The 26,612-nt window shown below is 54.3% G+C and carries 22 protein-coding genes; 12 read left to right on the forward strand and 10 right to left on the reverse strand.

Annotation, left to right across the window (positions count from 1 at the left end):
- Positions 1 to 204 precede the first annotated feature (204 nt).
- Both sulA and ompA read left to right on the forward strand, forming a co-directional pair.
- Entirely contained in the window at positions 205 to 714 is a 510-nt protein-coding gene (gene sulA, locus AX755_RS05135) for an SOS-induced cell division inhibitor SulA (RefSeq protein ID WP_013097256.1), read from the forward strand.
- A 354-nt stretch (positions 715 to 1,068) separates the two neighbouring features.
- Positions 1,069 to 2,124 (forward strand): porin OmpA, encoded by a 1,056-nt coding sequence (gene ompA, locus AX755_RS05140; RefSeq protein WP_028027914.1) that lies wholly within the window; start codon positions 1,069 to 1,071, stop codon positions 2,122 to 2,124.
- A gap of 63 nt (positions 2,125 to 2,187) precedes the next feature.
- On the opposite strand, the gene matP is transcribed toward ompA, so the two are convergent.
- Positions 2,188 to 2,640 (reverse strand): macrodomain Ter protein MatP, encoded by a 453-nt coding sequence (gene matP / locus AX755_RS05145; protein WP_013097258.1) that lies wholly within the window; start codon positions 2,638 to 2,640, stop codon positions 2,188 to 2,190.
- Positions 2,641 to 2,826: 186 nt separating this feature from the next.
- On the opposite strand from matP, the gene AX755_RS05150 reads away from it, so the two are divergent.
- Positions 2,827 to 4,587, forward strand: a complete 1,761-nt coding sequence (locus AX755_RS05150) for an AAA family ATPase (protein ID WP_040021614.1) — start codon at positions 2,827 to 2,829, stop codon at positions 4,585 to 4,587.
- Positions 4,588 to 4,655: 68 nt separating this feature from the next.
- Positions 4,656 to 5,174 carry a bifunctional 3-hydroxydecanoyl-ACP dehydratase/trans-2-decenoyl-ACP isomerase gene (gene fabA, locus AX755_RS05155; RefSeq protein WP_000227926.1) on the forward strand — a complete coding sequence of 173 codons (519 nt, stop codon included), beginning with the start codon at positions 4,656 to 4,658 and terminating at the stop codon, positions 5,172 to 5,174.
- Positions 5,175 to 5,246: 72 nt separating this feature from the next.
- Here fabA and rmf read toward each other — a convergent pair whose 3' ends face one another.
- The 6 genes from rmf to rlmKL form a co-directional block, all read right to left on the reverse strand.
- Positions 5,247 to 5,414: a ribosome modulation factor gene (rmf, locus tag AX755_RS05160; RefSeq protein ID WP_013097261.1), complete on the reverse strand. Its 168-nt coding sequence runs from the start codon at positions 5,412 to 5,414 to the stop codon at positions 5,247 to 5,249.
- A 256-nt stretch (positions 5,415 to 5,670) separates the two neighbouring features.
- A complete protein-coding gene (pqiC, locus tag AX755_RS05165) occupies positions 5,671 to 6,237 on the reverse strand; it encodes a membrane integrity-associated transporter subunit PqiC (protein WP_013097262.1) in 567 nt (188 codons plus the stop codon).
- Positions 6,234 to 7,874 (reverse strand): intermembrane transport protein PqiB, encoded by a 1,641-nt coding sequence (gene pqiB, locus AX755_RS05170; RefSeq protein WP_045295738.1) that lies wholly within the window; start codon positions 7,872 to 7,874, stop codon positions 6,234 to 6,236. The genes pqiC and pqiB overlap by 4 nt, the downstream gene beginning before the upstream one ends.
- A gap of 4 nt (positions 7,875 to 7,878) precedes the next feature.
- The gene (gene pqiA / locus AX755_RS05175; protein ID WP_028027912.1) at positions 7,879 to 9,132 is read right to left on the reverse strand and encodes a membrane integrity-associated transporter subunit PqiA; all 1,254 of its coding nucleotides are present in this window, start codon (positions 9,130 to 9,132) and stop codon (positions 7,879 to 7,881) included.
- 13 nt (positions 9,133 to 9,145) lie between these two features.
- On the reverse strand, positions 9,146 to 11,053 hold the full coding sequence (locus AX755_RS05180; RefSeq protein WP_062856401.1) for an ABC transporter ATP-binding protein: 1,908 nt from the start codon (positions 11,051 to 11,053) through the stop codon (positions 9,146 to 9,148).
- 12 nt (positions 11,054 to 11,065) lie between these two features.
- Positions 11,066 to 13,174: a bifunctional 23S rRNA (guanine(2069)-N(7))-methyltransferase RlmK/23S rRNA (guanine(2445)-N(2))-methyltransferase RlmL gene (gene rlmKL / locus AX755_RS05185; protein ID WP_062856402.1), complete on the reverse strand. Its 2,109-nt coding sequence runs from the start codon at positions 13,172 to 13,174 to the stop codon at positions 11,066 to 11,068.
- A gap of 100 nt (positions 13,175 to 13,274) precedes the next feature.
- On the opposite strand from rlmKL, the gene AX755_RS05190 reads away from it, so the two are divergent.
- Positions 13,275 to 14,384 carry a YcbX family protein gene (locus AX755_RS05190; RefSeq protein ID WP_062856403.1) on the forward strand — a complete coding sequence of 370 codons (1,110 nt, stop codon included), beginning with the start codon at positions 13,275 to 13,277 and terminating at the stop codon, positions 14,382 to 14,384.
- Here AX755_RS05190 and zapC read toward each other — a convergent pair.
- Both zapC and pyrD read right to left on the reverse strand, forming a co-directional pair.
- Complete coding sequence (gene zapC / locus AX755_RS05195) at positions 14,381 to 14,923, reverse strand: cell division protein ZapC (protein ID WP_020689696.1); 543 nt, start codon at positions 14,921 to 14,923, stop codon at positions 14,381 to 14,383. The two genes, AX755_RS05190 and zapC, sit on opposite strands and share 4 nt — an antisense overlap.
- 165 nt (positions 14,924 to 15,088) lie before the next feature.
- Positions 15,089 to 16,099 (reverse strand): quinone-dependent dihydroorotate dehydrogenase, encoded by a 1,011-nt coding sequence (pyrD, locus tag AX755_RS05200; RefSeq protein ID WP_013097269.1) that lies wholly within the window; start codon positions 16,097 to 16,099, stop codon positions 15,089 to 15,091.
- Between the two features lie 249 nt (positions 16,100 to 16,348).
- On the opposite strand from pyrD, the gene ssuE reads away from it, so the two are divergent.
- The 5 genes from ssuE to ssuB are packed head-to-tail and all read left to right on the forward strand — an operon-like array spanning position 16,349 to position 20,589.
- Entirely contained in the window at positions 16,349 to 16,924 is a 576-nt protein-coding gene (gene ssuE, locus AX755_RS05205) for an NADPH-dependent FMN reductase (protein WP_023619892.1), read from the forward strand.
- Positions 16,917 to 17,879, forward strand: a complete 963-nt coding sequence (locus tag AX755_RS05210; RefSeq protein ID WP_023619891.1) for a sulfonate ABC transporter substrate-binding protein — start codon at positions 16,917 to 16,919, stop codon at positions 17,877 to 17,879. Before ssuE ends, AX755_RS05210 begins: the two co-directional genes overlap by 8 nt.
- Positions 17,876 to 19,021, forward strand: a complete 1,146-nt coding sequence (gene ssuD, locus AX755_RS05215) for an FMNH2-dependent alkanesulfonate monooxygenase (protein ID WP_062856404.1) — start codon at positions 17,876 to 17,878, stop codon at positions 19,019 to 19,021. Before AX755_RS05210 ends, ssuD begins: the two co-directional genes overlap by 4 nt.
- A gap of 9 nt (positions 19,022 to 19,030) precedes the next feature.
- Entirely contained in the window at positions 19,031 to 19,822 is a 792-nt protein-coding gene (gene ssuC / locus AX755_RS05220; RefSeq protein WP_048972455.1) for an aliphatic sulfonate ABC transporter permease SsuC, read from the forward strand.
- Positions 19,819 to 20,589 (forward strand): aliphatic sulfonates ABC transporter ATP-binding protein, encoded by a 771-nt coding sequence (gene ssuB, locus AX755_RS05225; protein ID WP_062856405.1) that lies wholly within the window; start codon positions 19,819 to 19,821, stop codon positions 20,587 to 20,589. The genes ssuC and ssuB overlap by 4 nt, the downstream gene beginning before the upstream one ends.
- Positions 20,590 to 20,640: 51 nt before the next feature.
- Here ssuB and pepN read toward each other — a convergent pair whose 3' ends face one another.
- Complete coding sequence (gene pepN, locus AX755_RS05230) at positions 20,641 to 23,253, reverse strand: aminopeptidase N (protein WP_062856406.1); 2,613 nt, start codon at positions 23,251 to 23,253, stop codon at positions 20,641 to 20,643.
- Between the two features lie 255 nt (positions 23,254 to 23,508).
- Between pepN and pncB the strand changes: the two genes are divergently transcribed.
- Positions 23,509 to 24,711, forward strand: coding sequence for a nicotinate phosphoribosyltransferase (gene pncB, locus AX755_RS05235; RefSeq protein ID WP_029882976.1), 1,203 nt, complete (start codon positions 23,509 to 23,511; stop codon positions 24,709 to 24,711).
- A gap of 165 nt (positions 24,712 to 24,876) precedes the next feature.
- Entirely contained in the window at positions 24,877 to 26,277 is a 1,401-nt protein-coding gene (asnS, locus tag AX755_RS05240) for an asparagine--tRNA ligase (RefSeq protein ID WP_029882977.1), read from the forward strand.
- Positions 26,278 to 26,612: the final 335 nt, after the last annotated feature.

Genomic DNA, 26,612 nt, shown 5'->3' on the forward strand with positions numbered 1-26,612 from the left:
AAAATCAGATATTAACGACGACATTTCTTACTAACGGATCCGTTAACAGGAAAATAGGCAACTTATTGCCGATGAGCAAGATGATTTTTTCAGGTTCGCCAGGAATGAATGAATTTTGCGAGTCGCTTTCCGAAATTGAGGTTGATCTTTATGCATACAGGGGTTACTGTATATTCATACAGTAACTACAGGGCTGGAATGATTATGTACACTTCAGGCTATGCAAATCGCTCAACATCTTTCTCTTCTACCGCTGGCGATGTCGCACAGAACGCCGTCGGGCGTGTTTCGACAGGGCTTATCAGTGAAGTGGTTTATCGTGAAGACCAGCCCCTGTTGACCCAACTTCTGTTACTGCCGCTATTGCAGCAGCTTGGTCAGCAATCGCGCTGGCAGCTCTGGCTGACGCCGCAGCAGAAACTGAGCCGGGAATGGGTTCAGTCTGCAGGCCTGCCGCTGACGAAGGTCATGCAAATTAACCAACTCTCTCCTTGCGATACGGTTGAGTCGATGATCCGGGCATTACGTACAGGGAATTACAGCGTGGTGATTGGATGGTTATCAGACGAATTGACAGAGCAGGAACATTTTCGCCTCACCGAAGCGGCAGAAGAAGGCAATGCGATCGGCTTTATCATGCGCCCGGTTCGCCAGGATTCTTACCGCAGAGGACAACTTTCTGGGCTAAAAATTCACTCAAATTTGTATCACTGAGCAAATTTAAGAGTTTTCCTGGAATTTTTTTCGACCTTAAGATGCGCTTTTAGTTCCATCGTCCAAAACGGCGGCAAGGCTTGTCTGGTGCGGTTCTTCTTAATTTTATTGCACAAATTTCGTTCAGAAATTGTTAAATAATCGGTATACGGAACTTTTTTTTTCATATGCCTGACGGACTTCACACTTGTAAGTTTTCAGCTACGTTGTAGACTTTACATCGCCAGGGGTGCTCGGCCTAAGCCGAAGATATCGGTAGATTTATATTTGACCACGCCCCCCGGTGAAGGATTTAACCGTGATTCTCGATTGAGATTTTCATGGCGAATTTTGGATGATAACGAGGCGCAAAAAATGAAAAAGACAGCTATCGCGATTGCAGTGGCACTGGCTGGCTTCGCTACCGTAGCGCAGGCCGCTCCGAAAGATAATACCTGGTATGCAGGTGGTAAACTGGGCTGGTCTCAGTTCCACGACACCGGCTGGTACAACAGCAGCCTGAACAATGATGGCCCGACTCACGAGAGCCAGCTTGGTGCAGGTGCGTTCGGTGGCTATCAGGTTAACCCGTATGTTGGCTTTGAAATGGGTTACGACTGGTTAGGTCGTATGCCATACAAAGGCGACACCGTAAACGGCGCTTTCAAAGCTCAGGGCGTTCAGCTGACCGCTAAACTGGGTTACCCAGTAACTGACGATCTGGACGTGTACACCCGTCTGGGCGGCATGGTATGGCGCGCTGACTCCAGCAACAGCATCGCTGGTGACGACCACGACACTGGTGTTTCCCCAGTATTCGCTGGTGGCGTTGAGTGGGCTATGACCCGTGACATCGCTACCCGTCTGGAATACCAGTGGGTTAACAACATCGGTGACGGTGCTACCGTTGGTGTTCGTCCAGACAACGGCATGCTGAGCGTAGGTGTTTCCTACCGCTTCGGCCAGCAGGAAGATGCAGCACCAGTTGTTGCTCCAGCGCCGGCTCCAGCTCCAGAAGTACAGACCAAGCACTTCACTCTGAAGTCTGACGTTCTGTTCAACTTCAACAAAGCGACCCTGAAACCAGAAGGTCAGCAGGCACTGGATCAGCTGTACACCCAGCTGAGCAACCTGGATCCTAAAGACGGCTCTGTAGTGGTTCTGGGCTTCACCGACCGTATCGGTTCTGACGCTTACAACCAGAAACTGTCTGAGAAACGTGCTCAGTCTGTTGTTGATTACCTGATCTCTAAAGGTATCCCAGCTAACAAGATCTCCCCACGTGGTATGGGCGAATCTAACCCAGTTACTGGCAACACCTGTGACAACGTTAAAGCTCGCGCTGCTCTGATCGACTGCCTGGCACCAGATCGTCGCGTAGAGATCGAAGTTAAAGGCGTTAAAGACGTTGTAACTCAGCCAGCGGCTTAAGTTATCGTCTTATAAAAAAACCCCGCGATGCGGGGTTTTTTATTATCTGAAGAAACTCAAAAGTTATTTTTTACCCAGCAGCGCCTGAAGATCGTTCTTCAGCGTAGACATCTGGTTGGCGTATTTCTCTTTATGCTCGGCATCTTCAATCAACTGCACCACCGTTTCTGACAACGTTTTTCCCCGCCGTTGCGCAAGCCCTGCAAGACGCTGCCAGACCATGAATTCGAGGTCGATGGATTTTTTACGGGTGTGCTGATGCTCAGCATTAAAATGCCGTTTGCGTCGTGCGCGGATAGTTTGCTTCATCCGGTTCAACAGTGCCGGATTGATATGTTTCTCAATCCAGCCATTCACCTGTACCGGTTCATTTTCGAGGGTCAGCAAAATATCCACGGCCTCTTGTGCGGCGCTGGCTTCGATGTAGCAGGTAATCAGCTCCCCTTCTCGGTGCTTTTTGACCAGGTACTTCCATTTCCAGCCGCTTTCGAGATTTTCCAGTTGTTGATATTTCATTGCGATCTCAGTGTTACCACGTAACTCTGTTCAGAATATCAGTTTTTTAGCAATCTGCTGAAAAGAAATCATATCCTGTGAAGCATTGCAGGCGATTCGCTTCCCGAAAACCCCAATCCTGCTTGGGAAGAGCCCCCCGCTTACGGTATACTCCACGGTTTTACATCTGACTAAAAAACATCAACTTTGACCATTACGAAACTTGCATGGCGTGACCTTGTTCCGGATACCGAAAGCTATCAGGAATTGTTTGCACAGCCAGACCTCGCACAAGAACACGAATTCATACTTAGCGATACACAACCGCGTTTGCATTACGCACTGGAGCAGGTGTTAAGCCCGTGGGCGACATCTCCCTTCATGCTGCTCAAAGCCCCGGAAGAAGCCGAGTATTTAACGCTTCTGGGTGATGCCATGCGCCAGTTGCAGCCGGAAGCCAATGCTATTTACGGCGGCCAGTATCGTATTTCAGGACATGATGTCTCTTTCGAACCCGCAGAACAGGCTGATGGCCGTTTTGCGGTAAAGGGCGAAGTGGTATCCGCTAACTGGGCCGAGGCCGAACAACTCTTTGGTTGCCTTCGCCAGTTCAACGGTGAGTTATCGCTGCAACCGGGCCTGGTGCATCGCGCCAATGGCGGCGTACTGATCATTTCCCTGCGTACCCTGCTCTCCCAGCCGCTGCTATGGATGCGCCTGAAAACGATTGTGAGCCAGCAACGATTTGACTGGGTGGGCTATGACGAGTCTCGTCCTCTGCCGGTCTCTGTCCCTTCCATGCCGCTGTCGTTGACCGTGGTGCTGACGGGTGACCGTGAATCGCTGGCTGATTTCCAGGAAATGGAGCCGGAGCTGGCTGCACAGGCGGTGTACAGCGAGTACGAAGACAATATTCAGATTGCTGATGCCGATGACATGGCGCAGTGGTGTCAGTGGGTGATGGCCGTTGCTGCCCGCTTTGCCCTGCCGACGCCTGCGGCTGACGCCTGGCCGGGACTTATTCGCGAAGCGGTTCGCTATACCGGTGACCAGGAGACGCTGCCGCTGTGTCCGCTCTGGATCAGCAAACAGCTGCGTGAAGTGGGTGCGATCAGTGGGAATAGCGCATTTACCGGTGAGCAACTTTCCCAGATGCTGGCCCAAAGAGAGTGGCGGGAAGGCTATCTGGCCGATCGTATGCAGGATGAAATTCTGCTGGAGCAAATTCTGGTCGAGACCGAAGGCGAGCGCATCGGACAGATCAATGCCCTGTCGGTGATTGAATTTCCCGGGCATCCGCGTGCGTTTGGCGAGCCTTCACGCATCAGCTGCGTCGTCCATATTGGCGATGGCGAGTTTACCGACATCGAACGGAAAGCCGAGCTGGGTGGAAACATCCACGCCAAAGGCATGATGATCATGCAGGCGTTCCTGATGTCAGAGCTGCAGCTTGAGCAACAAATCCCCTTCTCTGCCTCGCTGACGTTTGAGCAATCCTACAGCGAAGTGGATGGTGATAGCGCCTCTATGGCCGAGCTGTGTGCCTTAATCAGCGCCCTGGCGGAAGTCCCGATCAATCAGAACATCGCCATTACCGGTTCGGTCGATCAATTTGGTCGTGCCCAGCCAGTGGGGGGCCTGAATGAAAAGATTGAGGGCTTCTTCTCTATTTGTCAGCAACGCGGGTTAAACGGCAAACAGGGTGTGATTATTCCAGCCCCCAACGCACGCCATTTAAGCCTCAGCCAGGCACTGCTGGATGCGGTAGAGCAGGGACAATTCTCCCTCTGGGCCATCGAAGGCGTCGAGGATGCACTACCCTTACTGACAAACCTGGTATGGGACGGCGAGGGACAAACGACCCTGATGCAGACCATCCAGGAGCGCATTGCTCAGGCGACCCAGCAAGATGCTCGTCATCGTTATCCGTGGCCGTTACGCTGGTTAGGTTGGTTTAGTTCAAACTGATCGGACTTGTTCAGCGTACACGTGTTAGCTATCCTGCGTCCTTCACTAAAATAAGGCTTACTGAGAACATGGTAGATAAACGCGAATCCTATACAAAAGAAGATCTTCTTGCCTCTGGTCGCGGTGAACTGTTTGGCGCGAAAGGCCCACAGTTACCGGCCCCGAACATGCTGATGATGGACCGTGTCGTGAAAATGACCGAAACCGGCGGCAACTTCGATAAGGGTTACGTAGAAGCAGAACTCGATATCAATCCGGACCTGTGGTTCTTCGGTTGCCACTTTATTGGCGATCCGGTAATGCCTGGCTGCCTGGGCCTGGATGCGATGTGGCAGCTGGTTGGCTTCTACCTGGGCTGGCTGGGCGGCGAAGGTAAAGGCCGTGCGCTGGGCGTGGGTGAAGTGAAATTCACGGGTCAGGTTCTGCCAACTGCGAAGAAAGTGACCTATCGTATTCACTTCAAACGCATTGTTAACCGCCGCCTGATTATGGGCCTGGCGGATGGCGAAGTGCTGGTAGATGGCCGTCTGATCTATACCGCGAACGACCTGAAAGTGGGCCTGTTCCAGGATACATCTGCTTTCTAAACGCTGCTATACGCGGCTTCAGAAAGGCGAAACCTCCGCATTGCGGAGGTTTCTGTTTTTAAAGAGACGTTATCAGGCTATGAGTGCCCTGTCGCCGATGGCTTCTCGCCAGCCTCCCAGCCATTGTGACCTTTGATTAATCGTCTGATAAGGACACATTTCTTTAGATCGTCCAGCGATGCCGGCCTGATAACCACGTTGATGAGCCCGTTCCAGGCGATCTCGTTTCTGTCTCTTCATGCCTCGTTTCCCTCATTCTTTTGTCTGGTGGAAAGAAAACAGTGACTGCACAATGCGTGCAGGCACAGATAACGAATACCCCGAATTAGTCGTAGCGTCAACGTTCAAAATTCATACGGATGTCATATTTGTGAGCTAGCCAGAAGATCATTTGTACAAAAATTGTGACCCGGGACAAGTAACGGTCTGACGTGAAAACGAAAAAAAAACCGCAATCAGTGGCAGACCGATTGCGGTTTTTGATGATGAATTTTACTTATGGCAGCCGGGAGATTTCTCTCGCGATGTTGGCCGATTCCTGTGCCCACCCCTGGGCAAGCACTTTCACCATTTCATCATAGCCATCTTTTTGCTGCTTGAGCTCCAGATGGAACGGACGCTTAATCAGCTGTCCCTGATGGTTAAGCAGCCATTCTCCGCTGATGACAACGGCACCGTCATAACGACCATGGAAGCCCGTTACCGTCACGTTCAGCGTGTCCTGGTCGCTTCCAAGAGGCTGGGAGGCGACAACCCAGCCCGGAAGCTGGCTGCTGAGATTCGCCACCAGCGTATTGCGCAACTGTTGATCCAGCGGGCTGGCCCACAGGTTATTATTCGCAATCACATACTGCACATCGCTGGTCTGGTAAACCACCCCGTTGCCGGCCAGATAATCTGGCACAGCCACTTGCTCAACCCACAGCAGACGGTTGCCCTGTGAGGCGGTGCTCTGCGTACCCACCTGCGCCATCAGCGGCAGCTGATAGTAGCTTTTCGTTTCACTCCCTGAGCTACAGGCCGTGAGCACCATCGCACCTACAATCGCTAGCCATTTTTTCATTGTTTCGCCCTCTTCGGCTCAGGATCCTTTTTATCTTTTGCTTCAAACACCAGCGCGTTGCTCTTCTCATTGAGCGTTTTCAGTACGGGCTGCAGTTCACGCAAGACCTGATCAAGACGCTGCATATCTGCCACCATCTTGTTGTAGGCCGCCGAACCAGGCTGGAAGCCCTGCATGCTACGGTTCAGTTCACGCAGCGTTTTCTGCATATCCTGCGGCAACTGCTGCATGCTCTGGCTTGCCGTGAGCTTATTGATGTTATCCAGCGTGGTTTGCAGACGCTGCATCGTCTCCTGGCTCTGATGCAACGAGCCTGTCGCCGCTTCAATCATCGGATTCAGTGGCAGATTGTTGATCTTATCCAGTGTTTCCATCAGACGCTGCTGGATTTGAGCCAGACCGCTGCTCACCGTTGGAATGATCTTGTAGCCGCCAAATTCACGGATACCGGTAATAGGCGGAGCTTTTGGATAGAAATCCATATCCACATACAGCGCACCAGTCACCAGGTTGCCAGTCTTCAGCGAGCCGCGTAGGCCACGGTTCATTAAATCGGTAATATGCGCGCCGATATCCTGATTCTCGCCAATCTGGTTAACCAGACGCTCTGGCTCAATGCGGATCAGCACCGGAATACGATAGTCATCATCAAGTACCTGCTGAAGTCCCGGCACAAAGAACGGCACCTGTCCCACCGTACCCAGACGAATACCACGGAACTCAACGGGCGCACCCGGTTGCAGGCCGCGGACGGAATCTTTAAAGAACATCAGGTAATCAATATGATCGGTATAGAGCGCGTCCTGAATGCTTCTTTGATCGTCAAAGAGCCTGAAGGCCGTTTTCTCGGCCACCGGCTGCCCAAGATCCAGTCCTTCCGGCACGTCAAAGCTGACGCCGCCGCCAAACAGGGTGGTCAGCGACCCCATTTCAACGCGCATACCTGCTGAGGTGAGATCGACCGCGATCCCGCTGTCTTTCCAGAAGCGTACATTGCTGGTCACCAGACGATCGTTTGGCGCATTGATGAACAGCTGATAGCTGATGGTCCGTTTTTGCGGATCAAAGGTGCTGGTCTCGACTGAGCCAACACGATAGCCGCGGAACAACACCGGGTCGCCAGGTGAGAGCTGGCCCGCTTTTTTACTGTCGAGAATCACGCGGATCCCTTTTGCATCAGGCGGGGCTAGCGGTGGAGAGTCTAAAAGCTGATACTGGGCTGGCTGCGTCCCTTTTGCCCCCGGCTGTAGCTCAATATACGCGCCCGAGAGCAGCGTGCCTAAACCACTGATCCCTTCCCGTCCGACCTGCGGTTTAACCACCCAAAAAACGGAGTCACCGTGAAGCAGCTTTTCCATCCCGGCATTTAACCGCGCTTTAATTTCTACGTGCGTTAAATCATCCGTCAGGGTGGCGCTTTCAACCACCCCTACATCCACGCTGCGGCTTTTGATGGTCGTTTTACCGCCCTCAATCCCCTCGGCATTAGTGGTGATGAGCGTCACTTCCGGTCCCTGATGGCTGTAATGATAAAACAGGATCCATGCACCGATCAGCGCCGTCACGATGGGAAAAATCCACACCGGTGACCAGTTTTTGACCTTCTGCACTTTCGCCTCTCCACTCTTATTTTCCATGCTCTTACTCTTCCTCATGGCTTGATTCAGGCTCACGATCCCACGATAAACGAGGGTCGAAGGTCATGGCTGCAAACATGGTCATAATCACGACCAGCGCAAACATTAAAGCCCCCATCGCAGGATAAATACTCATCAAACCGCCCATCCGCACCAGTGCAGAGAGAACGGCAATGACAAACACGTCAATCATTGACCAGCGTCCAACAAACTCGACAACTTCATAAATGAGGTGCATGCGTTCGCTGTCGCGCTTGCCGTGCCCTTTCGCATCCCAGCAGAGCCAGGCAATCGCGATCATTTTTAAGGTAGGCACCATAATACTGGCGATAAAAATCACCCCAGCCACCGGATAAGATCCCTCGCCCCACAGCAATATCACCCCGGCGAGGATCGTCGAGGGCATTTTGTCACCGAGCAAATCGGTGATCATGATCGGCAGAATATTCGCGGGAAGATACAGCATCACAGAGGTCACCAGCAGCGCCATGGTCCACTGCAGGCTATTTTTGCGTCGCACATGGCCTTTGGTTTCACAGCGTGGGCAGACGTCCAGATCCGCGGGCAGCACGGCAGTACAGCAGGAGCAAGAGCGCAGCCCCTGGCGGATCCCCGGCACGCCAACCTTCACCGTCTGGGCAAGCGTGGGAGCCGGAGCGATATCATCCCATGCCCAACGTCGGTCAACGCACTGGAATGCACGTAGTTGCAGCACGCAATAGAGACACCACGGGATAAAGCTGCTGCCAATCCCCACGTCACCGTAGGCCATCAGCTTTACGAAGCTGACCAGAATACCCGCCAGAAAAATCTCGGCCATCCCCCAGCTTTTAAGCTGAAACAGGACTCGCGCCAGTTTGATTTTCAGGGCTGCGGGCATTTTTACGCGGTTGACCAGCAAAAGGATGACAACCAGACAAAAAGCCGGAACGATCTGCACAAACAGAAGGAAGAAGGTGCCGAGGCTGGCGTAATCTTCCGAGAACATCACCCCCGGAATTTCAAGCAGATCAACCTGGCTTGTCATCCCTCCCACCTTCATATAGATGAAGGGGAAGAGATTAGAGAGCAGCAACATGAACAACGCGGCCAGCGCATACGCCGTGGGACGCTGTCTTGGCGCGTCCCATTCGGTTGTCAACGTTGTGCCGCAACGCGGGCACAGGGCCTTATGTCCGTGACCAAGCTCTGGCAACGCCACGAGCATATCGCATTGCGAGCATAATATATGCCTGTCGGCATGGTGCTGGTCACACATATGTTATCCCTGTTTATGCGCCGTTTTTCAGAGACTCAAGGTACTCCCAGCGCTCAAATGCTTCTTCCAGAGCTTTTTCAGCTGCGGACAATTCGGCCAGGACTTTTTGAGTATAGTCGTGCGATTGGGTGAAGAAGGATGCATCGGCAACCTGCGCTTGCAGCGCCTCCAGCGCGGCCTCCAGCTCCTCAAGACGCTGAGGCAAACCCTCCAGTTCGCGCTGCAGGTTATAGCTTAGTTTAGCCGAGGTTTTCTTGACAGTTTCTGCTTTTGCTACAACAGGTTCAGTCGTTGTTTTAGACTTCGCCTGTTTTTGCGCCAGCGACTGTGCCTGCTGCCCTTTCGCGTCGTGGTAGCCGCCCACATATTGACCGATCCGCCCTTCGCCTTCGAAGATCCAGCATTCGGTCACGGTGTTGTCAACGAACTGACGGTCGTGGCTCACCAGCATCACGGTGCCCTGATAACCATCGATCAGCTCTTCCAGCAGTTCGAGCGTTTCGACATCGAGGTCGTTGGTTGGTTCATCGAGAATCAACAGGTTGCTTGGTTTCAGGAATAACCGCGCCAGCAGAAGACGGTTTCGCTCACCGCCAGACAGCGCACGCACCGGGGTCATCGCCCGTTTAGGGTGGAACAGGAAGTCCTGGAGATAGCCCAGCACATGGCGCGGCTTACCGTTTACCATGACCTCCTGCTTACCTTCGGCAAGGTTATCCATCACCGTTCTGTCCGGATCCAGCTCCGCGCGGTGCTGGTCAAAATAGGCCACTTCCAGTTTGGTGCCGCAGTGAATTCGGCCGCTATCCGCCTGCAACTGGCCCAGCATCAGCTTCAGCAGCGTGGTTTTACCGCAGCCATTGGGGCCAATCAGGGCGATTTTATCCCCGCGCTGGACCTGGGCGGAGAAGTCTTTCACCAGCACTTTCCCGTCAACCTGATAGTTAACGTTTTCCATCTCGAAGACGATCTTGCCGGAACGGGAGGCCTCTTCTACCTGCATTTTGGCGCTGCCCATCACTTCGCGACGTTCGCTGCGTTCACGACGCATCGCTTTCAGGGCACGAACGCGGCCTTCGTTGCGGGTACGGCGGGCTTTGATACCCTGACGGATCCACACCTCTTCCTGCGCCAGTTTGCGGTCGAATTCGGCGTTTTGCAGCTCTTCCACGCGCAGGTTTTCTTCTTTTTCCAGCAGATAAGTATCGTAATCGCCGGGATAGGTGACCAGCTTGCCACGATCGAGATCGACAATGCGCGTCGCCATATTGCGAATGAAGGAACGGTCGTGGGAGATGAAGATAATGGTACCGCTGAAAGTTTTCAGGAACCCTTCAAGCCAGTCGATCGCTTCAATGTCCAGGTGGTTGGTTGGTTCATCCAGCAGCAGCACCTTCGGCCCGCTGACCAGCGCGCGGCCCAGTGCCGCCTTACGCAACCAGCCGCCAGATAGCGCAGACAGCTGCATATCCGGCTCCAGGCCCAGCTGAGCCAGCACCTCGTTAATACGGTTCTCCAGCTGCCACAGGCCGTGATGATCGAGCATCTCCTGGACTTTCGCCAGTTCGTTAAGATTTTTGTCGCTCGGGTCGGTCATCACCAGATGAGAAATCTCGTGATAGCGCTTCAGGTATTCAGCCTGCTCCGAAATCCCTTCCGCTACGAAATCGTACACGCTGCCGGTGACATGACGCGGCGGATCCTGCTGCAGGCGGGAGACAATCAGATCCTGCTCGTAAACAATACGCCCGTCATCCAGACCCTGCTCGCGGTTGAGGATTTTCATCAGCGTGGATTTACCCGCGCCGTTACGGCCCACCAGACAGACGCGTTCGTTGTCTTCGATGTGCAGTTCAGCATTGTCGAGAAGCGGTGAGTCGCTGAAGGAGAGCCACGCACCGTGCATACTAATTAAAGACATTTATTTTTCCTTTCAGGCCGCGGTGATAAGCCAGCAGTTATGGATCTGACGATTACGGGCAAAGTCCTGAGACAGCGTTTTTTGGCTGATTTCTTGTGCTTTCAGTCCCAGAGCGGCCAGGCCGTCGTGATCCATGCGGAAACCGCGTTTGTTATTCGAGAACATAATCGTGCCGCCTTTACGCAGAAGGCGCTTCAGGTCGGTCATCAGGCGCAGGTGATCGCGTTGTACATCAAAGCTATCCTCCATACGCTTGGAGTTGGAGAACGTTGGCGGATCGATGAAGATCAGGTCGAACTGTTCATCGGTGTCACGCAGCCAGCCCAGAACATCGGCCTGCATCAGACGATGCTGGCGTCCGGTCAGGCCATTGAGACGCATGTTGCGCTCCGCCCACTCCAGATAGGTGCGCGACATATCCACCGTAGTGGTGCTGCGCGCGCCGCCCAGGCCCGCATGCACGCTGGCGCTACCGGTGTAGGAAAACAGGTTAAGGAAGTCCTTACCTTTGCTCATCTGGCCCAGCATACGACGGGCAATGCGGTGGTCGAGGAACAGCCCGGTATCGAGGTAATCCGTCAGGTTAACCCACAGGCGAGCGTTGTATTCGCCCACTTCAATAAAGTCGCCCTTCTCACCCATCTTCTGATACTGGTTTTTCCCTTTCTGACGCTCGCGGGTTTTCAGCACCAGTTTGTTTGGCGCAATGCCAAGCACGGCAATCGTCGCTGCGATCACGTCCAGCATGCGCTGGCGCGCTTTTTGCGCATCAATGGTTTTTGGTGGAGCATATTCCTGAATCACCACCCAGTCTGCATAGCGGTCAACCGCCACGTTGTACTCCGGCAGATCGGCGTCATACAGGCGATAGCATTCAATGCCTTCCTGTTTGGCCCATTTTTCAAATTTCTTCAGGTTCTTGCGCAGACGGTTAGCGTAATCTTCCGCCACGCCCGACGGTTTGCTGTCCGCCGCTTTCTCCGCCAGATGGTAGTTTTTCTGCACACAGTCCAGCGGGCCGTTCTTCGCCTTAAACTGGCGATCGGCACGCAGCTGCAGACAGCTCAGCAGTTCTGGTGAAGCGCTAAACAGGGAGAGATTCCAGCCGCCAAAGTAGTCTTTCATATTGCGGCCCAGCAGGCTGTGCAGGGCAATCAACGCCGGTTCGCTATCCAGACGCTCGCCGTATGGCGGGTTGCTAATAACAGTACCATACGGGCCTTTCGGCAGCGGGTTGGTCAGGTTCGCGACATCTTTCACTTCAAAGGTCACCAGCTCACCGATACCCGCGCGACGGGCATTGCTGCGCGCGCGTTCAATGACGCGCGGGTCGCTGTCAGAGCCATAGAAATGGGAGGTGTACTCCGCCAGGCCTTTACGCGCACGGGCCTGCGCTTCGGCTTTGACCTCTTTCCAGAGTGTTTCATCGTGCTGCGCCCAGCCGCTAAAGCCCCAGTGGCCACGATGCAGGCCGGGAGCGCGGTCGGTGGCCAGCATCGCGGCTTCAATCAGCAGCGTACCGGAACCACACATTGGGTCGAGCAGCGGCGTGCCCGGCAGCCAACCGGAGCGCATCACGATGGCGGCGGCCAGCGTTTCTTTGATGGGCGCCATACCGGTGCGATCGCGGTAGCCACGCAGATGCAGACCTGCCCCGCTCAGATCCAGAGAGATGCTGGCAGTATCGCCATTGAGCCAGACGTTAATGCGCAGATCCGGGTTTTCACGATCGACGTTTGGTCGTTCTTTGTTTTTACGGGTAAAGCAGTCCACGATGGCATCTTTCACACGCAGCGCGCCGTACTGGCTGTTGCGGATCTCATCGTTTACACCGTTAAAATGCACCGCGAAGGTCGCGTCTGGCGTGAAGATCTCTGTCCAGTCGATCATCTGTACGCCGGTATGGAGATCAAGATCGCTGTAGACCTTGCACTCTTTCATCGGCAGCATGATGCGCGACGCCAGGCGGCTCCACATCAGGCTCTGGTAAATAAGCCGTGTGTCGCCCTCAAAATGGACACCACCCTGAACCACCTGGCACTCTTGCGCGCCCAGGGCTTCCAGTTCAGTTTTTAACAGCTCTTCCAGCCCACGGGCCGTACTGGCAAACAGAGAATTCATATCGTCACTTTTACTCTAAGAAAATTGTCGCGCATTATAGCTAATATGACGTGTATGTCATAAAGTTGAAGGCTTATTTTCATTCGAGGGACTGTGCACAGTGGCGACGTTATCCAGGCTTTTTATTCATCCGGTGAAATCCATGCGCGGTATCGGCGTTTCTCACGCCCTGGCTGACATCAGTGGATTTGCCTTCGATCGTATTTTTATGGTCACCGAGCCTGACGGTACGTTCATTACTGCACGCCAGTTCCCGCAGATGGTGCGCTTTACGCCTTCGCCGCTGTATGACGGCCTCCACCTCACCGCCCCGGATGGCTCAAGCGTGGTGATTCGCTTTGCTGATTTTGCGCCTGTCGATGCGCCAACGGAAGTGTGGGGCAATCATTTTACCGCTCGCATCGCTCCGGACGAGATTAACCGCTGGCTGAGCGGCTTCTTCTCCCGCGAGGTACAGCTGCGCTGGGTGGGTCCGGCGCTGACGCGACGCGTCAAGCGCCACGACGCGGTTCCCCTCTCGTTTGCCGATGGTTTCCCGTTCCTGTTAACCAGCGAAGCCTCGCTGCGTGACCTGCAGCGTCGCTGTAAGGCCAGCGTGCAGATGGAGCAATTTCGCCCGAATCTGGTGGTGACCGGTACGGAAGCCTGGGATGAAGATACCTGGAAAGTCATCCGCATCGGCAGCGTCATTTTTGATGTCGTGAAGCCGTGCAGCCGCTGCATTTTCACCACCGTAAGTCCGGAGAAAGGCCTGAAGCATCCTTCCGGCGAACCGCTGAAAACCCTGCAATCATTCCGTACCGCGCAGGATAATGGCGACGTGGATTTTGGCCAGAATCTTATTCCGCGCTCAAGCGGAGTGATCCGCGTGGGTGACGAGGTGGAAATTCTCACCCGTGGGCCTGCGCGCGTGTACGGTGCGGGTCAGGAAGAAGAAACGGTAGAGGTTGAGACGCAAGCCAGTTCGGCAGTGGATATTCACTGGCAGGGCCGCGTTATACGGGGTAACAATCAGCAGGTGTTACTTGAGCAGCTGGAGCAAGCCGGGATCCGTATCCCGTATTCCTGTCGGGCGGGTATCTGTGGTTGCTGTCGAATCAAGCTGGTCGGGGGCGACGTCAGTGCGCTGAAGAAATCCGCAATCGGTGATGACGGGACGATCCTGTGCTGTAGCTGTATTCCAAAAACGTCGATACAGTTGGAAGCTTAAACCGCCTGTTCCAGGCTGAATGAATCCACGCGCAGCTGCGGTTTCAGCCTGTCATTCATGACCTTAATGGCATCCCCGAGCTGCATCGTCCGCCCGGCAATGGTCACGCCGGGCTGGGCCAGCAGACAAAGCGCGGCATTTTCGCCAGGTTCCACCACCAGTAAACTCACCTCTTCTGCGGTATCGCTCAGATTGACGCTGGCCGCATCGCCCGTGGACGGCGTCCAGTTCATATCATGCGGCAGAAAATGCCAGCTTTTCGGCATTTGCGGTTTCAGAAAACGAATCGCCACCAGCGCGTTTAATATCAGTTCGGCACGCTGTTCTTTTGAGAGCAGCAGGTCACGGCATTTCTCTTCAAAGGAGAAATAAAGCGCAGCATCGTCTACACAAAAGCCAGACGGGGAGAAAGCGTCCGGGGTTAACATTCGACGCGCAAAACGAGAACGGAACAACATGCCATTGGCTAAATCGAGCATCATTCGGTCATGCTCTTCACAAAAATACCAGCGCCAGTTATCGTCAGGTTTAATTCGCATGTTTCTCTCCCGTACCCAAACGTCCTGTACTAAAAATGTCCCATTCGCCGCTTCGTTTATAACACCATTAATAAAAGACTATAATGTCTAAATAAGCAACAGTGACGGAATATAAAACAACCAGGGCTGGAAATAAAGCCCTGGTTGTCTGATTAAGAGAAAAGATTAGATATGAGTAACGATTTCTTTTATGAGCGGCGGGCCTTTAAAAATAAAGCCGGAATAGATTTGCACCAGTGAGGCGCCCGCAGCCATCTTCTCGCGCGCAGCAATCACCGAATCGATACCACCGACACCGATTATTGGCAGACGACCTTTTAATTCGGCGGAGAGCGCCCGAATAATTTCCGTACTTTTTAATTGTACCGGACGTCCACTTAACCCACCCGCTTCGTCACAGTTTTTCATTCCCTGGACGAGGGAACGATCGAGCGTCGTATTGGTCGCAATCACACCATCAATATTATGGCGAACTAAGCTGTCGGCAACCTGGATCAATTCTTCAGCAGAAAGATCCGGTGCGATCTTAACCGCCACCGGAACATATTTATGATGGATCGCCTGCAGCTCATTTTGTTTATTTTTAATGGCGCTGAGAAGATCGTCCAGCGCTTCACCATATTGCAGAGAACGTAGCCCCGGGGTATTCGGCGATGAAATATTCACGGCGATATAACCGGCATAGGCGTAGACTTTTTCCATACAAATCAGGTAGTCATCTTTACCCTGCTCAACCGGCGTGTCTTTATTTTTGCCAATATTGATGCCTAATACACCATCAAAATGGGCTTTTTTAACGTTTTCTACGAGATGATCCACGCCGAGGTTATTAAAGCCCATGCGGTTGATCAGCCCCTCGGCTTCGACCAGGCGGAACAAACGCGGCTTATCATTACCCGGCTGTGGACGCGGCGTGACGGTACCGATTTCGATGGAACCAAAGCCCATCGCGCCCAGGGCATCAATGCACTCGCCATTTTTATCCAGACCTGCCGCCAGACCCAGCGGGTTTTTAAAGGTCAGACCCATGCACTGCACAGGTTTTTCCGGCACGTTCTGACGCACCAGCGCGGCCAGCGGCGTTCCCGTAATACGGCGTAATTGCTGGAATGTAAATTCATGAGCGCGCTCAGGGTCGAGCTGGAAAAGGGCTTTACGAACGAAGGGGTAGTACATGAACTCTCCTGGATTCCCGGTGTGCAAACCGGGAGGGGATTATGTGCGATCCTGCCCGGAAAGGGAATTGACCTGCGGCAAAAAAATCAGCGTAAAACGCAAACGTTTACTTCCCCGTACACTTCTTATGCGCTTTTTCGCATTTTAATTGCGGATAAATCATTTAGTGGAATAACCACGCAGTGTCACACTCCTGAAAATTGTTATGAATGTTAGATAAAAGCAAACAATTAGTTATAAGGAGCACACATGCGCGTCATCACCCTGGCCGGAAGTCCACGTTTCCCTTCTCGTTCCAGCGCCCTGCTGGAATATGCCCGCGAAAGGCTTAATGCTCTGGATGTGGAAGTGTGCCACTGGAATCTGCACAACTTTGAACCTGAGGATCTGCTCTACGCGCGCTTTGACAGTCCGGCATTGAAAACCCTGATTGAACAGCTAAAAAGTGCTGACGGGCTTATCGTCGCGACCCCGATTTATAAAGCCTCATTTTCCGGCGCACTGAAAACCTTGCTCGATCTGCTGCCTGAACGTGCACTTGATGGAAAAGTGGTGTTGCCGCTGGCTACGGGCGGCACGGTTGCCCATTTACTGGCCGTGGATTACGCCCTGAAGCCGGTACTGAACGCGTTGAAGGCGCAGGAGATCCTGCACGGCGTTTTTGCCGATGACTCGCAGGTTATCGATTACCAGCACAAACCGCATTTCACCCCGAATCTGCAAACCCGGCTCGACACTGCGCTGGAGACATTCTGGCATGCCCTGCACCGTCGCGATATTCAGGCACCTGCGTTTGGACAGCCACAAGGAGTCGCACATGTTTAAAACACTTACCCGTATCAGCCTGGCTGGTCTGCTCACACTCTCGTCCCTGACCCATGCAGCAGAGACGGCACCTGACAGCTTGCGCATTGGTTACCAGAAAGGCAGCGTCAGTATGGTGCTGGCAAAAAGCCACCAGCTTCTGGAAAAACGCTTCCCACAGACCAAATTCTCCTGGGTGGAGTTTCCTGCCGGGCCACAAATGCTGGAGGCGCTGAACGTTGGAAGCATCGATTTAGGCAGTACTGGCGATATTCCACCGATCTTTGCGCAGGCGGCCGGGGCCGATCTGGTCTACGTTGGCGTTGAGCCACCGAAACCCAAAGCCGAGGTGATTCTGGTGCCGGAAAATAGCGCCATTAAAAATGTCGCCGAACTTAAAGGTCACAAAGTCGCATTCCAGAAAGGTTCCAGCTCGCACAACCTGCTACTCCGCGCCCTGCAGGAGGCCGGGCTAAAGTTCACCGATATTCAGCCCGTCTATCTGACCCCAGCTGATGCCCGCGCCGCCTTCCAGCAAGGCAATGTCGATGCGTGGGCTATCTGGGATCCTTACTACTCCGCGGCATTACTTCAGGGCGGCGTACGGGTATTGAAAGATGGCACTACCCTGAAACAGACCGGTTCGTTCTACCTGGCAGCCCGTCCGTATGCAGAGAAAAACGGTGCCTTTGTTCAGGAGGTCCTGAATACCTTTACCGAGGCCGATACCCTGACACAAAGCCAGCGCCCGGAGAGCATCACCCTGCTGGCGAAAACCATGGGCTTACCGGAGGCGGTGATCGCAAGCTACCTCAACCACCGTCCACCCACCACCATTATCCCGGTGGACGCACATGTCGCAGCCCTGCAACAACAGACTGCCGACCTCTTTTATCAAAACCGCTTAGTCCCAAAACAGGTGAACATTCGCGAACGCATCTGGCAACCCGCAGCCAAAGAAGGAGCCAAATCATGAGTCTGAATCTTTTCTGGTTTTTACCCACCCACGGTGATGGACACTATCTTGGTACCGAAGAGGGGTCGCGCCCGGTTGACCACGGCTATATGCAGCAGATTGCGCAGGCGGCAGACCGAATCGGTTTCACCGGCGTGCTGATCCCCACCGGACGCTCGTGCGAAGACGCCTGGCTGGTCGCCGCGTCGATGATTCCGGTCACCCAGCGCCTGAAATTCCTGGTGGCATTGCGTCCGAGCGTGGTTTCCCCGACCGTTGCCGCACGTCAGGCGGCAACGCTCGACAGGCTCTCCAACGGACGCGCGCTGTTTAACCTGGTCACCGGCAGCGATCCGCAGGAACTGGCCGGTGACGGCGTGTTCCTTGATCATACGGAACGCTATGAGGCCTCCGCCGAGTTTACCCGCGTCTGGCGACGTCTGCTTGAGGGGGAAACGGTCACCTTCGATGGCAAGCATATTCATGTTCGCGACGCGAAACTCTACTTTCCTCCGGTACAGCAGCCGCGTCCACCACTCTACTTCGGCGGATCGTCGGATGTGGCACAGGATCTGGCGGCAGAACAGGTCGATCTCTATCTGACCTGGGGGGAGCCGCCTGAACTGGTGAAAGAGAAAATTGCCCAGGTGCAGGCCAAAGCCGCCGCCCATGGCCGCAAGGTGCGCTTTGGCATTCGCCTGCACGTGATTGTGCGTGAAACCAACGAAGAGGCCTGGCAGGCCGCTGACCGGCTGATCTCGCATCTGGACGATGAGACCATCGCCAAAGCGCAGGCGGCGTTTGCGAAAACCGACTCCGTAGGACAGCACCGGATGGCTTCGTTACATAACGGCAAACGCGAGAATCTGGAGATCAGCCCCAATCTCTGGGCGGGTGTCGGCCTGGTACGCGGTGGTGCAGGTACTGCGCTGGTGGGTGACGGCCCGACCGTCGCGGCGCGTATCAACGAATATGCCGAGCTGGGTATCGACAGCTTTATCCTCTCGGGCTATTCGCATCTTGAGGAGGCATACAAAGTGGGTGAACTGCTGTTCCCGCATCTGGATGTCGCTATCCCGGACATTCCACAGCCCCGCCAGCTGCAGCTTCAGGGCGAAGCCGTGGCCAACGAGTTTGTTCCGCGTAAAGTCGCGCAAAGCTAAGGAGTGGCTATGTCTCTCACCACACAAAAATGGCTGTTGCGCGCCGCCCCGTGGTTTTTACCTGTCGGCATTGTCCTTATCTGGCAACTGGCCTCCTCCACCGGCTGGCTGTCGAGCCGTATCCTGCCCTCTCCGGAGGGCGTGATCGAAGCCTTCTGGTCGCTGAGTGCCAGCGGCGAGCTGTGGCAGCACCTGGCCATTAGCTCCTGGCGCGCGGTGATTGGGTTTGCCATCGGCGGGAGCATCGGCCTGACGCTGGGGTTGATCAGCGGCCTGTCCCGCTGGGGGGAACGGTTGCTGGATACCTCCATTCAGATGCTGCGCAACGTACCGCATCTGGCGCTGATCCCTCTGGTCATTCTGTGGTTTGGTATTGATGAGAGCGCCAAAATTTTCCTCGTGGCGCTGGGCACGCTGTTCCCGATTTACATCAATACCTGGCATGGGATCCGCAATATCGATCGCGGGCTGGTTGAGATGGCACGCAGCTACGGATTATCAGGATTTGCCCTGTTTATCAACGTGCTGCTGCCGGGCGCCCTGCCCTCCATTATGGTTGGCGTTCGCTTTGCGCTCGGCCTGATGTGGCTGACGCTGATCGTCGCGGAGACCATTTCAGCCAACTCCGGCATTGGCTATCTGGCAATGAACGCCCGCGAATTCCTGCAAACGGACGTGGTGGTAGTCGCCATTATCCTTTATGCCCTGCTGGGCAAACTTGCTGACGTCAGCGCCCAGTGGCTGGAACGCAGCTGGCTGCGCTGGAACCCGGCCTATTTCTCTCAGGAGGCGAAAGCATGAATACCGCCCGACTCACTAAGGGGACACCGCTGTTACTTAACGGCGTCACGAAACGCTACGGCGACAAAACCATTCTTAACGCCCTGGATCTGCATATCCCCGCCGGACAATTTGTGGCCGTTGTCGGCCGCAGCGGCGGCGGCAAGAGTACGCTGCTGCGCCTGTTAGCCGGACTGGAAGCGCCGAATGGAGGGGAGATTCTGGCAGGGACAACGCCGCTGGCCAATATTCAGGATGATACTCGCATGATGTTTCAGGATGCGCGCCTGCTGCCCTGGAAAACGGTGATGGATAACGTCGGGTTGGGCCTGAAAGGTCACTGGCGGGAGGAGGCGCGTCAGGCGCTGGCCGCCGTCGGGCTGGAGGATCGCGCCGGTGACTGGCCTGCGGCCCTCTCAGGCGGGCAAAAACAGCGCGTAGCGCTGGCGCGGGCGTTGATACATCGTCCAGGCCTGCTGCTGCTCGATGAGCCGCTCGGGGCACTTGATGCCCTGACGCGGATTGAAATGCAGGATTTAATTGCCTCGCTCTGGCAGGAGCACGGTTTTACGGTCCTGCTGGTGACGCACGACGTGAGCGAAGCCGTCGCCATGGCCGACCGGGTGCTGTTAATAGAAGAGGGAAAAATTGGTCTGGATCTGACGGTGGATATTCCACGCCCTCGCCGTGTGGGATCGGCCAGACTGGCAGAGCTGGAAGCGGAGGTGCTGGAGCGAGTGATGAGGCGCGGGGTGAATGAGCGCGCGTTGTTTACGGCTAATGCCTGATGCCTTCACCCGGCCCTCTCCCACGGGGAGAGGGTGGGATTAACGTTTATATTACGCCAGCGCCTTCGAAATCTTCTCGTACAGATCGCCAGAGAGATTTTCCAGCCCTTTAAGCTGCTCAAGCGCGGCACGCATCTTCGCCTGGCGCTGCGCATCGTAGCGTTTCAGGCGGATCAGCGGCTCAATCAGACGTGATGCCACCTGCGGGTTGCGGCTGTTCAGCTCGGTCAGCATTTCTACCATGAACTGATAACCGCTGCCGTCTTCCGCGTGGAACGCAGCCGGATTACTGCTGGCAAACGCGCCAATCAGGGAGCGGACGCGGTTCGGGTTGCTCATGGTAAAGGAGCGATGCTTCAGCAGGCTGCGCACGTTGCTGAGCGCATCGGCTGCCGGACTGGTCGCCTGCAGAATGAACCACTTGTCCATGACCAGGCCATCCTGGTGCCACTTGTCGTCATACTCTTGCATCAGCGCATCACGGCACGGTAACTCGGCTGCCACGCTTGCCGCCAGGGCTGCGAGCGCGTCGGTCATATTATCCGCTTCGTGATACTGCTTGCTCACCAGCGTGTTCGCCAGGTCTGTTTCACCAAAGGCCAGGTAGCGCAGACAGGTATTGCGCAGGGAACGTTTACCAATGTCGCCATGTTCCACGCGGTACGCATCCAGCTTGTTGGCGTTGTAGATCGCCAGGAACTCATCCGCCAGTTCGGCCGCCAGCGTGCGGGTCAGCGCTTCACGCACAGCCACGATGGCAATAGGATCGATGGTCTCGAACAGCTCGGCGATTTCGGTCGCGGACGGCAACGTCAGGATTTCAGCCGCGAGGGCCGGATCAATCTGTTCATCCAGCAGAACCGCACGGAACGCGTCAGCCACGTGAACCGGCAGCGACAGCGGCTGGCCCTGCTGATGACGATTAACGTTCAGCTTGATGTATGTCGCGAGCAGGCTTTGAGCGGCATCCCAACGGGAGAAATCGTTGCGCGCGTGACGCATCAGGAACGTCAGCTGTTGATCGCTCCACTTGTACTCCAGCTTCACTGGTGCAGAGAATTCACACAGCAGCGCAGGCACCGGCTGGAAATAGACGTTATCGAAGATAAAGGTCTGCTCTGCCTGGGTCACGTTCAGCACGTGGTGTACCGGATGACCGCCCTTCTGCAGCGGGATCACTTTGCCTTCGTTATCATACAGTTCAATGCTGAACGGGATGTGCAGCGGATATTTTTCTTCCTGCTCAGCCGTTGGCGGCGTGCGTTGGCTGATGGTCAGGGTGTACTGCTCGGTCTCCGGATTGTAATCGTCTTTAACGGTGACAATCGGCGTACCGGCCTGGCTGTACCAGCGGCGGAAGTGAGAGAGATCCACATTCGACGCATCTTCCATTGCCTGCACAAAATCATCGCAGGTGGCGGCGCTGCCGTCGTGACGCTCGAAATAGAGCTGCATCCCTTTCTGGAAGTTCTCCTCGCCCAGCAGGGTGTGGATCATACGGATAATTTCCGCCCCTTTTTCATACACCGTCAGGGTGTAGAAGTTATTCATCTCAATGACTTTGTCCGGACGAATTGGGTGCGCCATCGGACTGGCATCTTCCGCGAACTGCAACCCACGCATGGTGCGCACGTTGTTGATGCGGTTAACCGCCCGCGAGCCCAGATCGGAGCTGAACTCCTGGTCACGGAATACGGTCAGGCCTTCTTTAAGGCTCAGCTGGAACCAGTCGCGGCAGGTGACGCGGTTACCGGTCCAGTTATGGAAATATTCGTGGCCAATAACGCGCTCGATATCGAGGTAGTCTTTATCGGTGGCGGTATCGGTACGGGCCAGCACGTATTTGGAGTTAAAGATGTTGAGACCTTTGTTCTCCATCGCCCCCATGTTGAAGAAGTCGACGGCGACAATCATATAGATGTCGAGATCGTATTCCAGACCAAAACGCTCCTCGTCCCATTTCATGGAGTTGATGAGCGAGGTCATCGCCCATGGCGCGCGATCGAGGTTGCCACGGTCAACGAACAGTTCCAGCGCCACTTCTCGGCCAGAACGGGTTTTGAAGGTGTCGCGTAAGACGTCGAAATCACCCGCCACCAGCGCAAACAGGTAGCATGGTTTCGGGAACGGATCCTGCCACTGTACCCAGTGACGGCCGTTTTCCAGCTCACCCTCACCCACGCGGTTACCGTTAGAGAGCAGGAAAGGATAAAGCGCTTTATCCGCGATGATTTTGGTGGTAAAGCGCGCCAGCACGTCCGGACGGTCAAGATACCAGGTGATGTGGCGGAAACCTTCCGCTTCACACTGGGTGCACAGCGCCACGCCAGACTGGTAGAGCCCTTCCAGCGCCGTATTGGCGGCAGGGCTGATTTCATTCACGATGCGCAGCGTAAAGCGTTCCGGCAGGTTATCGATCACCAGCTGGTTGTCTTCTTCTTTATAGTCAGTCCAGGCTGCATCATTAATATGCAGGGAGACCAGCGTCAGGTCTTCACCATCCAGACGCAGCGGCACTGCCGTCGCGCTCTGGCGCGTCACCTGGCTTACCGCCGTCACAACGGTTTTAGTGGCATCCAGGTCAAAAGTCAGATCGATATCGCTAATCAGGTAATCCGGCGCACGATAGTCGTGGCGGTATTTGGCTTGTGGCTGTTGTGTCATAGAAAACCTTATGCATCGTTTGTCGAATAACGATTCCAGTCTATTCCTGTTGTGTAGATCGCGCTATGCAGAATGTTCATCTTTTCAGGTACAAACACCCTTTTTGCTACATTTGTATAACACGGGGCACAAAATGCCCTCGACCATAAAGAGCGCTTATGTTGTGATCGGGGTTCAATAAATCACTAAACAAGGTATACTCCGGAGTTGTTTATTGTACTAAACGCTCCTGTGAGAGGATGCTACTGCGCACCTATGACTCGATTCGCTTCTCCTGTTCTGCATACGTTGCTGGATACCGACGCGTATAAACTGCACATGCAGCAAGCCGTTTTCCACCATTACTATGATGTTGATGTTGCGGCGGAATTCCGCTGCCGTGGCGACGACTTGCTCGGTATCTACGCAGATTCCATTCGTGAACAGGTCGATGCTATGCAGCATCTGACGTTGCAGGACGACGAATATCAGTGGCTTTCTGGCCTGCCTTTCTTTAAAGCGGACTATCTGAACTGGCTGCGCGACTTCCGTTATAAGCCAGAGCAGGTCACCGTCACGAATGATAACGGCAAGCTGGATATTCGCCTTGAAGGCCCATGGCGTGAAGTGATCATGTGGGAAGTTCCGCTGCTGGCTGTGATCAGCGAGCTGGCTCACCGCTACCGTTCGCCGGAAACCGGGGTGACTCAGGCACTGGCCGCGCTGGAAAACAAACTCGCGGGGTTTGCCACCCTGACGGATGGGCTGGATATGTCCCGCTTCCGTCTGATGGACTTTGGCACGCGTCGCCGTTTCTCCCGCGACGTTCAGCAGGCCATTGTTCAGCGTCTGCAGCAAGAGTCGTGGTTCGTGGGCACCAGTAATTACGATCTGGCACGTCGTCTGAACCTGACACCCATGGGTACCCAGGCGCACGAATGGTTCCAGGCGCATCAGCAGATCAGTCCAGATCTGGCCAACAGCCAACGCGCCGCACTGGCCGCGTGGCTTGACGAGTATCCGAATCAACTCGGCATCGCCCTGACCGACTGCATCACCATGGATGCGTTCCTGCGTGATTTCGGCCCTGAGTTCGCTGAGCGTTACCAGGGGTTACGTCATGACTCCGGGGATCCGGTTGAATGGGGTGAGAAGGCGATAGCGCATTACGAAAAACTCGGCATCGACCCGATGAGCAAGGTGCTGGTCTTCTCCGACAACCTCGATCTCGCGAAAGCGGTTGAACTCTATCGCCATTTCAGTACCCGAGTGAACCTGAGCTTCGGGATTGGCACCCGTTTAACCTGCGACATCCCTCAGGTAAAACCGCTGAATATCGTGATAAAACTGGTGGAATGTAACGGCAAGCCGGTAGCCAAGCTCTCCGATAGCCCGGGTAAAACCATCTGTCATGATAAAGCCTTTGTCCGCGCGTTACGCAAAGCTTTCGATCTCCCTCAGGTCAAAAAAGCCAGTTAAGCGCTTAAGGGAGCCAAATGGCTCCCTACTTCTTATTTATTTCTTAATTCTTCTCTTTTGACTGCGAAATTTACTTGTCTGATAGCGGATGGCAGGTAACATAGATATCCCCCCATTTGGGTGGACAAGTGTTTATTTTTTCCGACTATTAACAGAGAGAATATTATGAGCGTTGTGCCTGTAGCCGACGTACTCCAGGGCCGTGTCGCCGAAGACCTAGAAGTCACCGTGCGCGGATGGGTGCGTACCCGCCGAGATTCTAAAGCTGGCATCTCCTTCCTTGCCGTCTATGACGGTTCCTGCTTTGATCCTGTACAGGCCGTCATTAATAATTCTCTGCCCAATTACAATGATGACGTTCTGCACCTGACAACCGGTTGTTCCGTAATTGTTACAGGCGTGGTTGTCGCATCACCGGGTCAGGGTCAGAGTTTCGAAATTCAGGCCACTGCCGTTGAAGTAACTGGCTGGGTTGAAGATCCTGATACCTACCCGATGGCCGCAAAACGTCACAGCATCGAATATCTGCGTGAAGTGGCTCACCTGCGTCCACGCACCAACCTTATTGGTGCGGTGGCCCGTGTCCGCCACACGCTGGCGCAGGCACTGCATCGCTTCTTCGATGAGCAGGGTTATTTCTGGGTATCTACCCCGCTGATCACCGCCTCCGATACCGAAGGCGCTGGCGAGATGTTCCGCGTTTCTACGCTGGATCTGGAAAACCTGCCGCGCACGCCGGAAGGTAAAGTGGACTTTGACAAAGACTTCTTTGGTAAAGAAGCCTTCCTGACGGTATCCGGCCAGCTCAACGGCGAAACCTACGCCTGTGCGCTGTCTAAAATCTATACCTTCGGCCCAACCTTCCGTGCGGAAAACTCCAACACCAGCCGTCACCTGGCAGAATTCTGGATGCTGGAGCCTGAAGTGGCTTTCGCAGATCTGAACGATGTCGCTGGCCTGGCGGAAGCCATGCTCAAGTACGTCTTCAAAGCGGTACTGGAAGAACGTGCTGATGATATGAAATTCTTCGCTGAGCGTGTCGATAACGAAGCGATTGCACGTCTGGAGCGCTTTGTTTCCTCCGACTTTGCCCAGGTGGATTACACCGATGCGGTCGCTATTCTCGAGAAATGCGGTGAGAAGTTTGAGAACCCGGTTTATTGGGGCGTGGATCTCTCTTCCGAGCATGAGCGTTACCTGGCTGAGAAGCACTTTAAAGCACCGGTTGTTGTGAAAAACTACCCGAAAGACATTAAGGCGTTCTATATGCGCCTTAACGAAGACGGTAAAACCGTTGCCGCAATGGACGTACTGGCGCCGGGCATTGGTGAAATTATCGGTGGTTCCCAGCGTGAAGAGCGTCTGGACGTGCTGGATGCGCGCATGCAAGAGATGGGGCTCAATCCGGCGGATTACAGTTGGTATCGCGATCTGCGCCGTTACGGTACAGTGCCACACTCAGGCTTTGGTCTGGGCTTCGAACGTCTGATCGCCTACGTCACAGGTGTTCAGAACGTACGTGACGTTATTCCGTTCCCACGTACGCCGCGTAATGCCAGCTTCTAAGTAACCAAAATCATAATGGCCAGCATTTGCTGGCCATTATTTTATTCTGCTCTGTCAATTTTCGTCAGCGTAAAGTAAGCACCTTTCAACTTTGACCCCGTCACAACCACTAGTTGTTACGTTTTGTTTCTACGAAATATCTACGAACAAAAAATAAACCCTATTCTTATTGCGATTATTTAATCCTCAAGCAATAGCACAAATTTCAACCAAAATCACAGCCATCCAGAAGTCCTTTTGGGGTCATAAGAAAAAATGAGTCGTTGAAGGTGCGCATATACAAATTGCCTTTATCTAAATTAATTATAAGGAATTCATATATATAGGAATCTGCC

This window comes from Enterobacter sp. SENG-6, assembly GCF_001605945.1.
Taxonomy (GTDB): domain Bacteria; phylum Pseudomonadota; class Gammaproteobacteria; order Enterobacterales; family Enterobacteriaceae; genus Enterobacter; species Enterobacter cloacae.

Bases quoted from the DNA above. Each gene is read 5' to 3' on its own strand.
- sulA (WP_013097256.1), top strand. From the start codon at position 205: ATGTACACTTCAGGCTATGCAAATCGCTCAACATCTTTCTCTTCTACC.
- ompA (WP_028027914.1), top strand. From the start codon at position 1,069: ATGAAAAAGACAGCTATCGCGATTGCAGTGGCACTGGCTGGCTTCGCT.
- matP (WP_013097258.1), bottom strand. From the start codon at position 2,640: ATGAAATATCAACAACTGGAAAATCTCGAAAGCGGCTGGAAATGGAAG.
- fabA (WP_000227926.1), top strand. From the start codon at position 4,656: ATGGTAGATAAACGCGAATCCTATACAAAAGAAGATCTTCTTGCCTCT.
- rmf (WP_013097261.1), bottom strand. From the start codon at position 5,414: ATGAAGAGACAGAAACGAGATCGCCTGGAACGGGCTCATCAACGTGGT.
- pqiC (WP_013097262.1), bottom strand. From the start codon at position 6,237: ATGAAAAAATGGCTAGCGATTGTAGGTGCGATGGTGCTCACGGCCTGT.
- pqiB (WP_045295738.1), bottom strand. From the start codon at position 7,874: ATGGAAAATAAGAGTGGAGAGGCGAAAGTGCAGAAGGTCAAAAACTGG.
- pqiA (WP_028027912.1), bottom strand. From the start codon at position 9,132: ATGTGTGACCAGCACCATGCCGACAGGCATATATTATGCTCGCAATGC.
- AX755_RS05180 (WP_062856401.1), bottom strand. From the start codon at position 11,053: ATGTCTTTAATTAGTATGCACGGTGCGTGGCTCTCCTTCAGCGACTCA.
- rlmKL (WP_062856402.1), bottom strand. From the start codon at position 13,174: ATGAATTCTCTGTTTGCCAGTACGGCCCGTGGGCTGGAAGAGCTGTTA.
- zapC (WP_020689696.1), bottom strand. From the start codon at position 14,923: ATGCGAATTAAACCTGACGATAACTGGCGCTGGTATTTTTGTGAAGAG.
- pyrD (WP_013097269.1), bottom strand. From the start codon at position 16,099: ATGTACTACCCCTTCGTTCGTAAAGCCCTTTTCCAGCTCGACCCTGAG.
- ssuE (WP_023619892.1), top strand. From the start codon at position 16,349: ATGCGCGTCATCACCCTGGCCGGAAGTCCACGTTTCCCTTCTCGTTCC.
- AX755_RS05210 (WP_023619891.1), top strand. From the start codon at position 16,917: ATGTTTAAAACACTTACCCGTATCAGCCTGGCTGGTCTGCTCACACTC.
- ssuD (WP_062856404.1), top strand. From the start codon at position 17,876: ATGAGTCTGAATCTTTTCTGGTTTTTACCCACCCACGGTGATGGACAC.
- ssuC (WP_048972455.1), top strand. From the start codon at position 19,031: ATGTCTCTCACCACACAAAAATGGCTGTTGCGCGCCGCCCCGTGGTTT.
- ssuB (WP_062856405.1), top strand. From the start codon at position 19,819: ATGAATACCGCCCGACTCACTAAGGGGACACCGCTGTTACTTAACGGC.
- pepN (WP_062856406.1), bottom strand. From the start codon at position 23,253: ATGACACAACAGCCACAAGCCAAATACCGCCACGACTATCGTGCGCCG.
- pncB (WP_029882976.1), top strand. From the start codon at position 23,509: ATGACTCGATTCGCTTCTCCTGTTCTGCATACGTTGCTGGATACCGAC.
- asnS (WP_029882977.1), top strand. From the start codon at position 24,877: ATGAGCGTTGTGCCTGTAGCCGACGTACTCCAGGGCCGTGTCGCCGAA.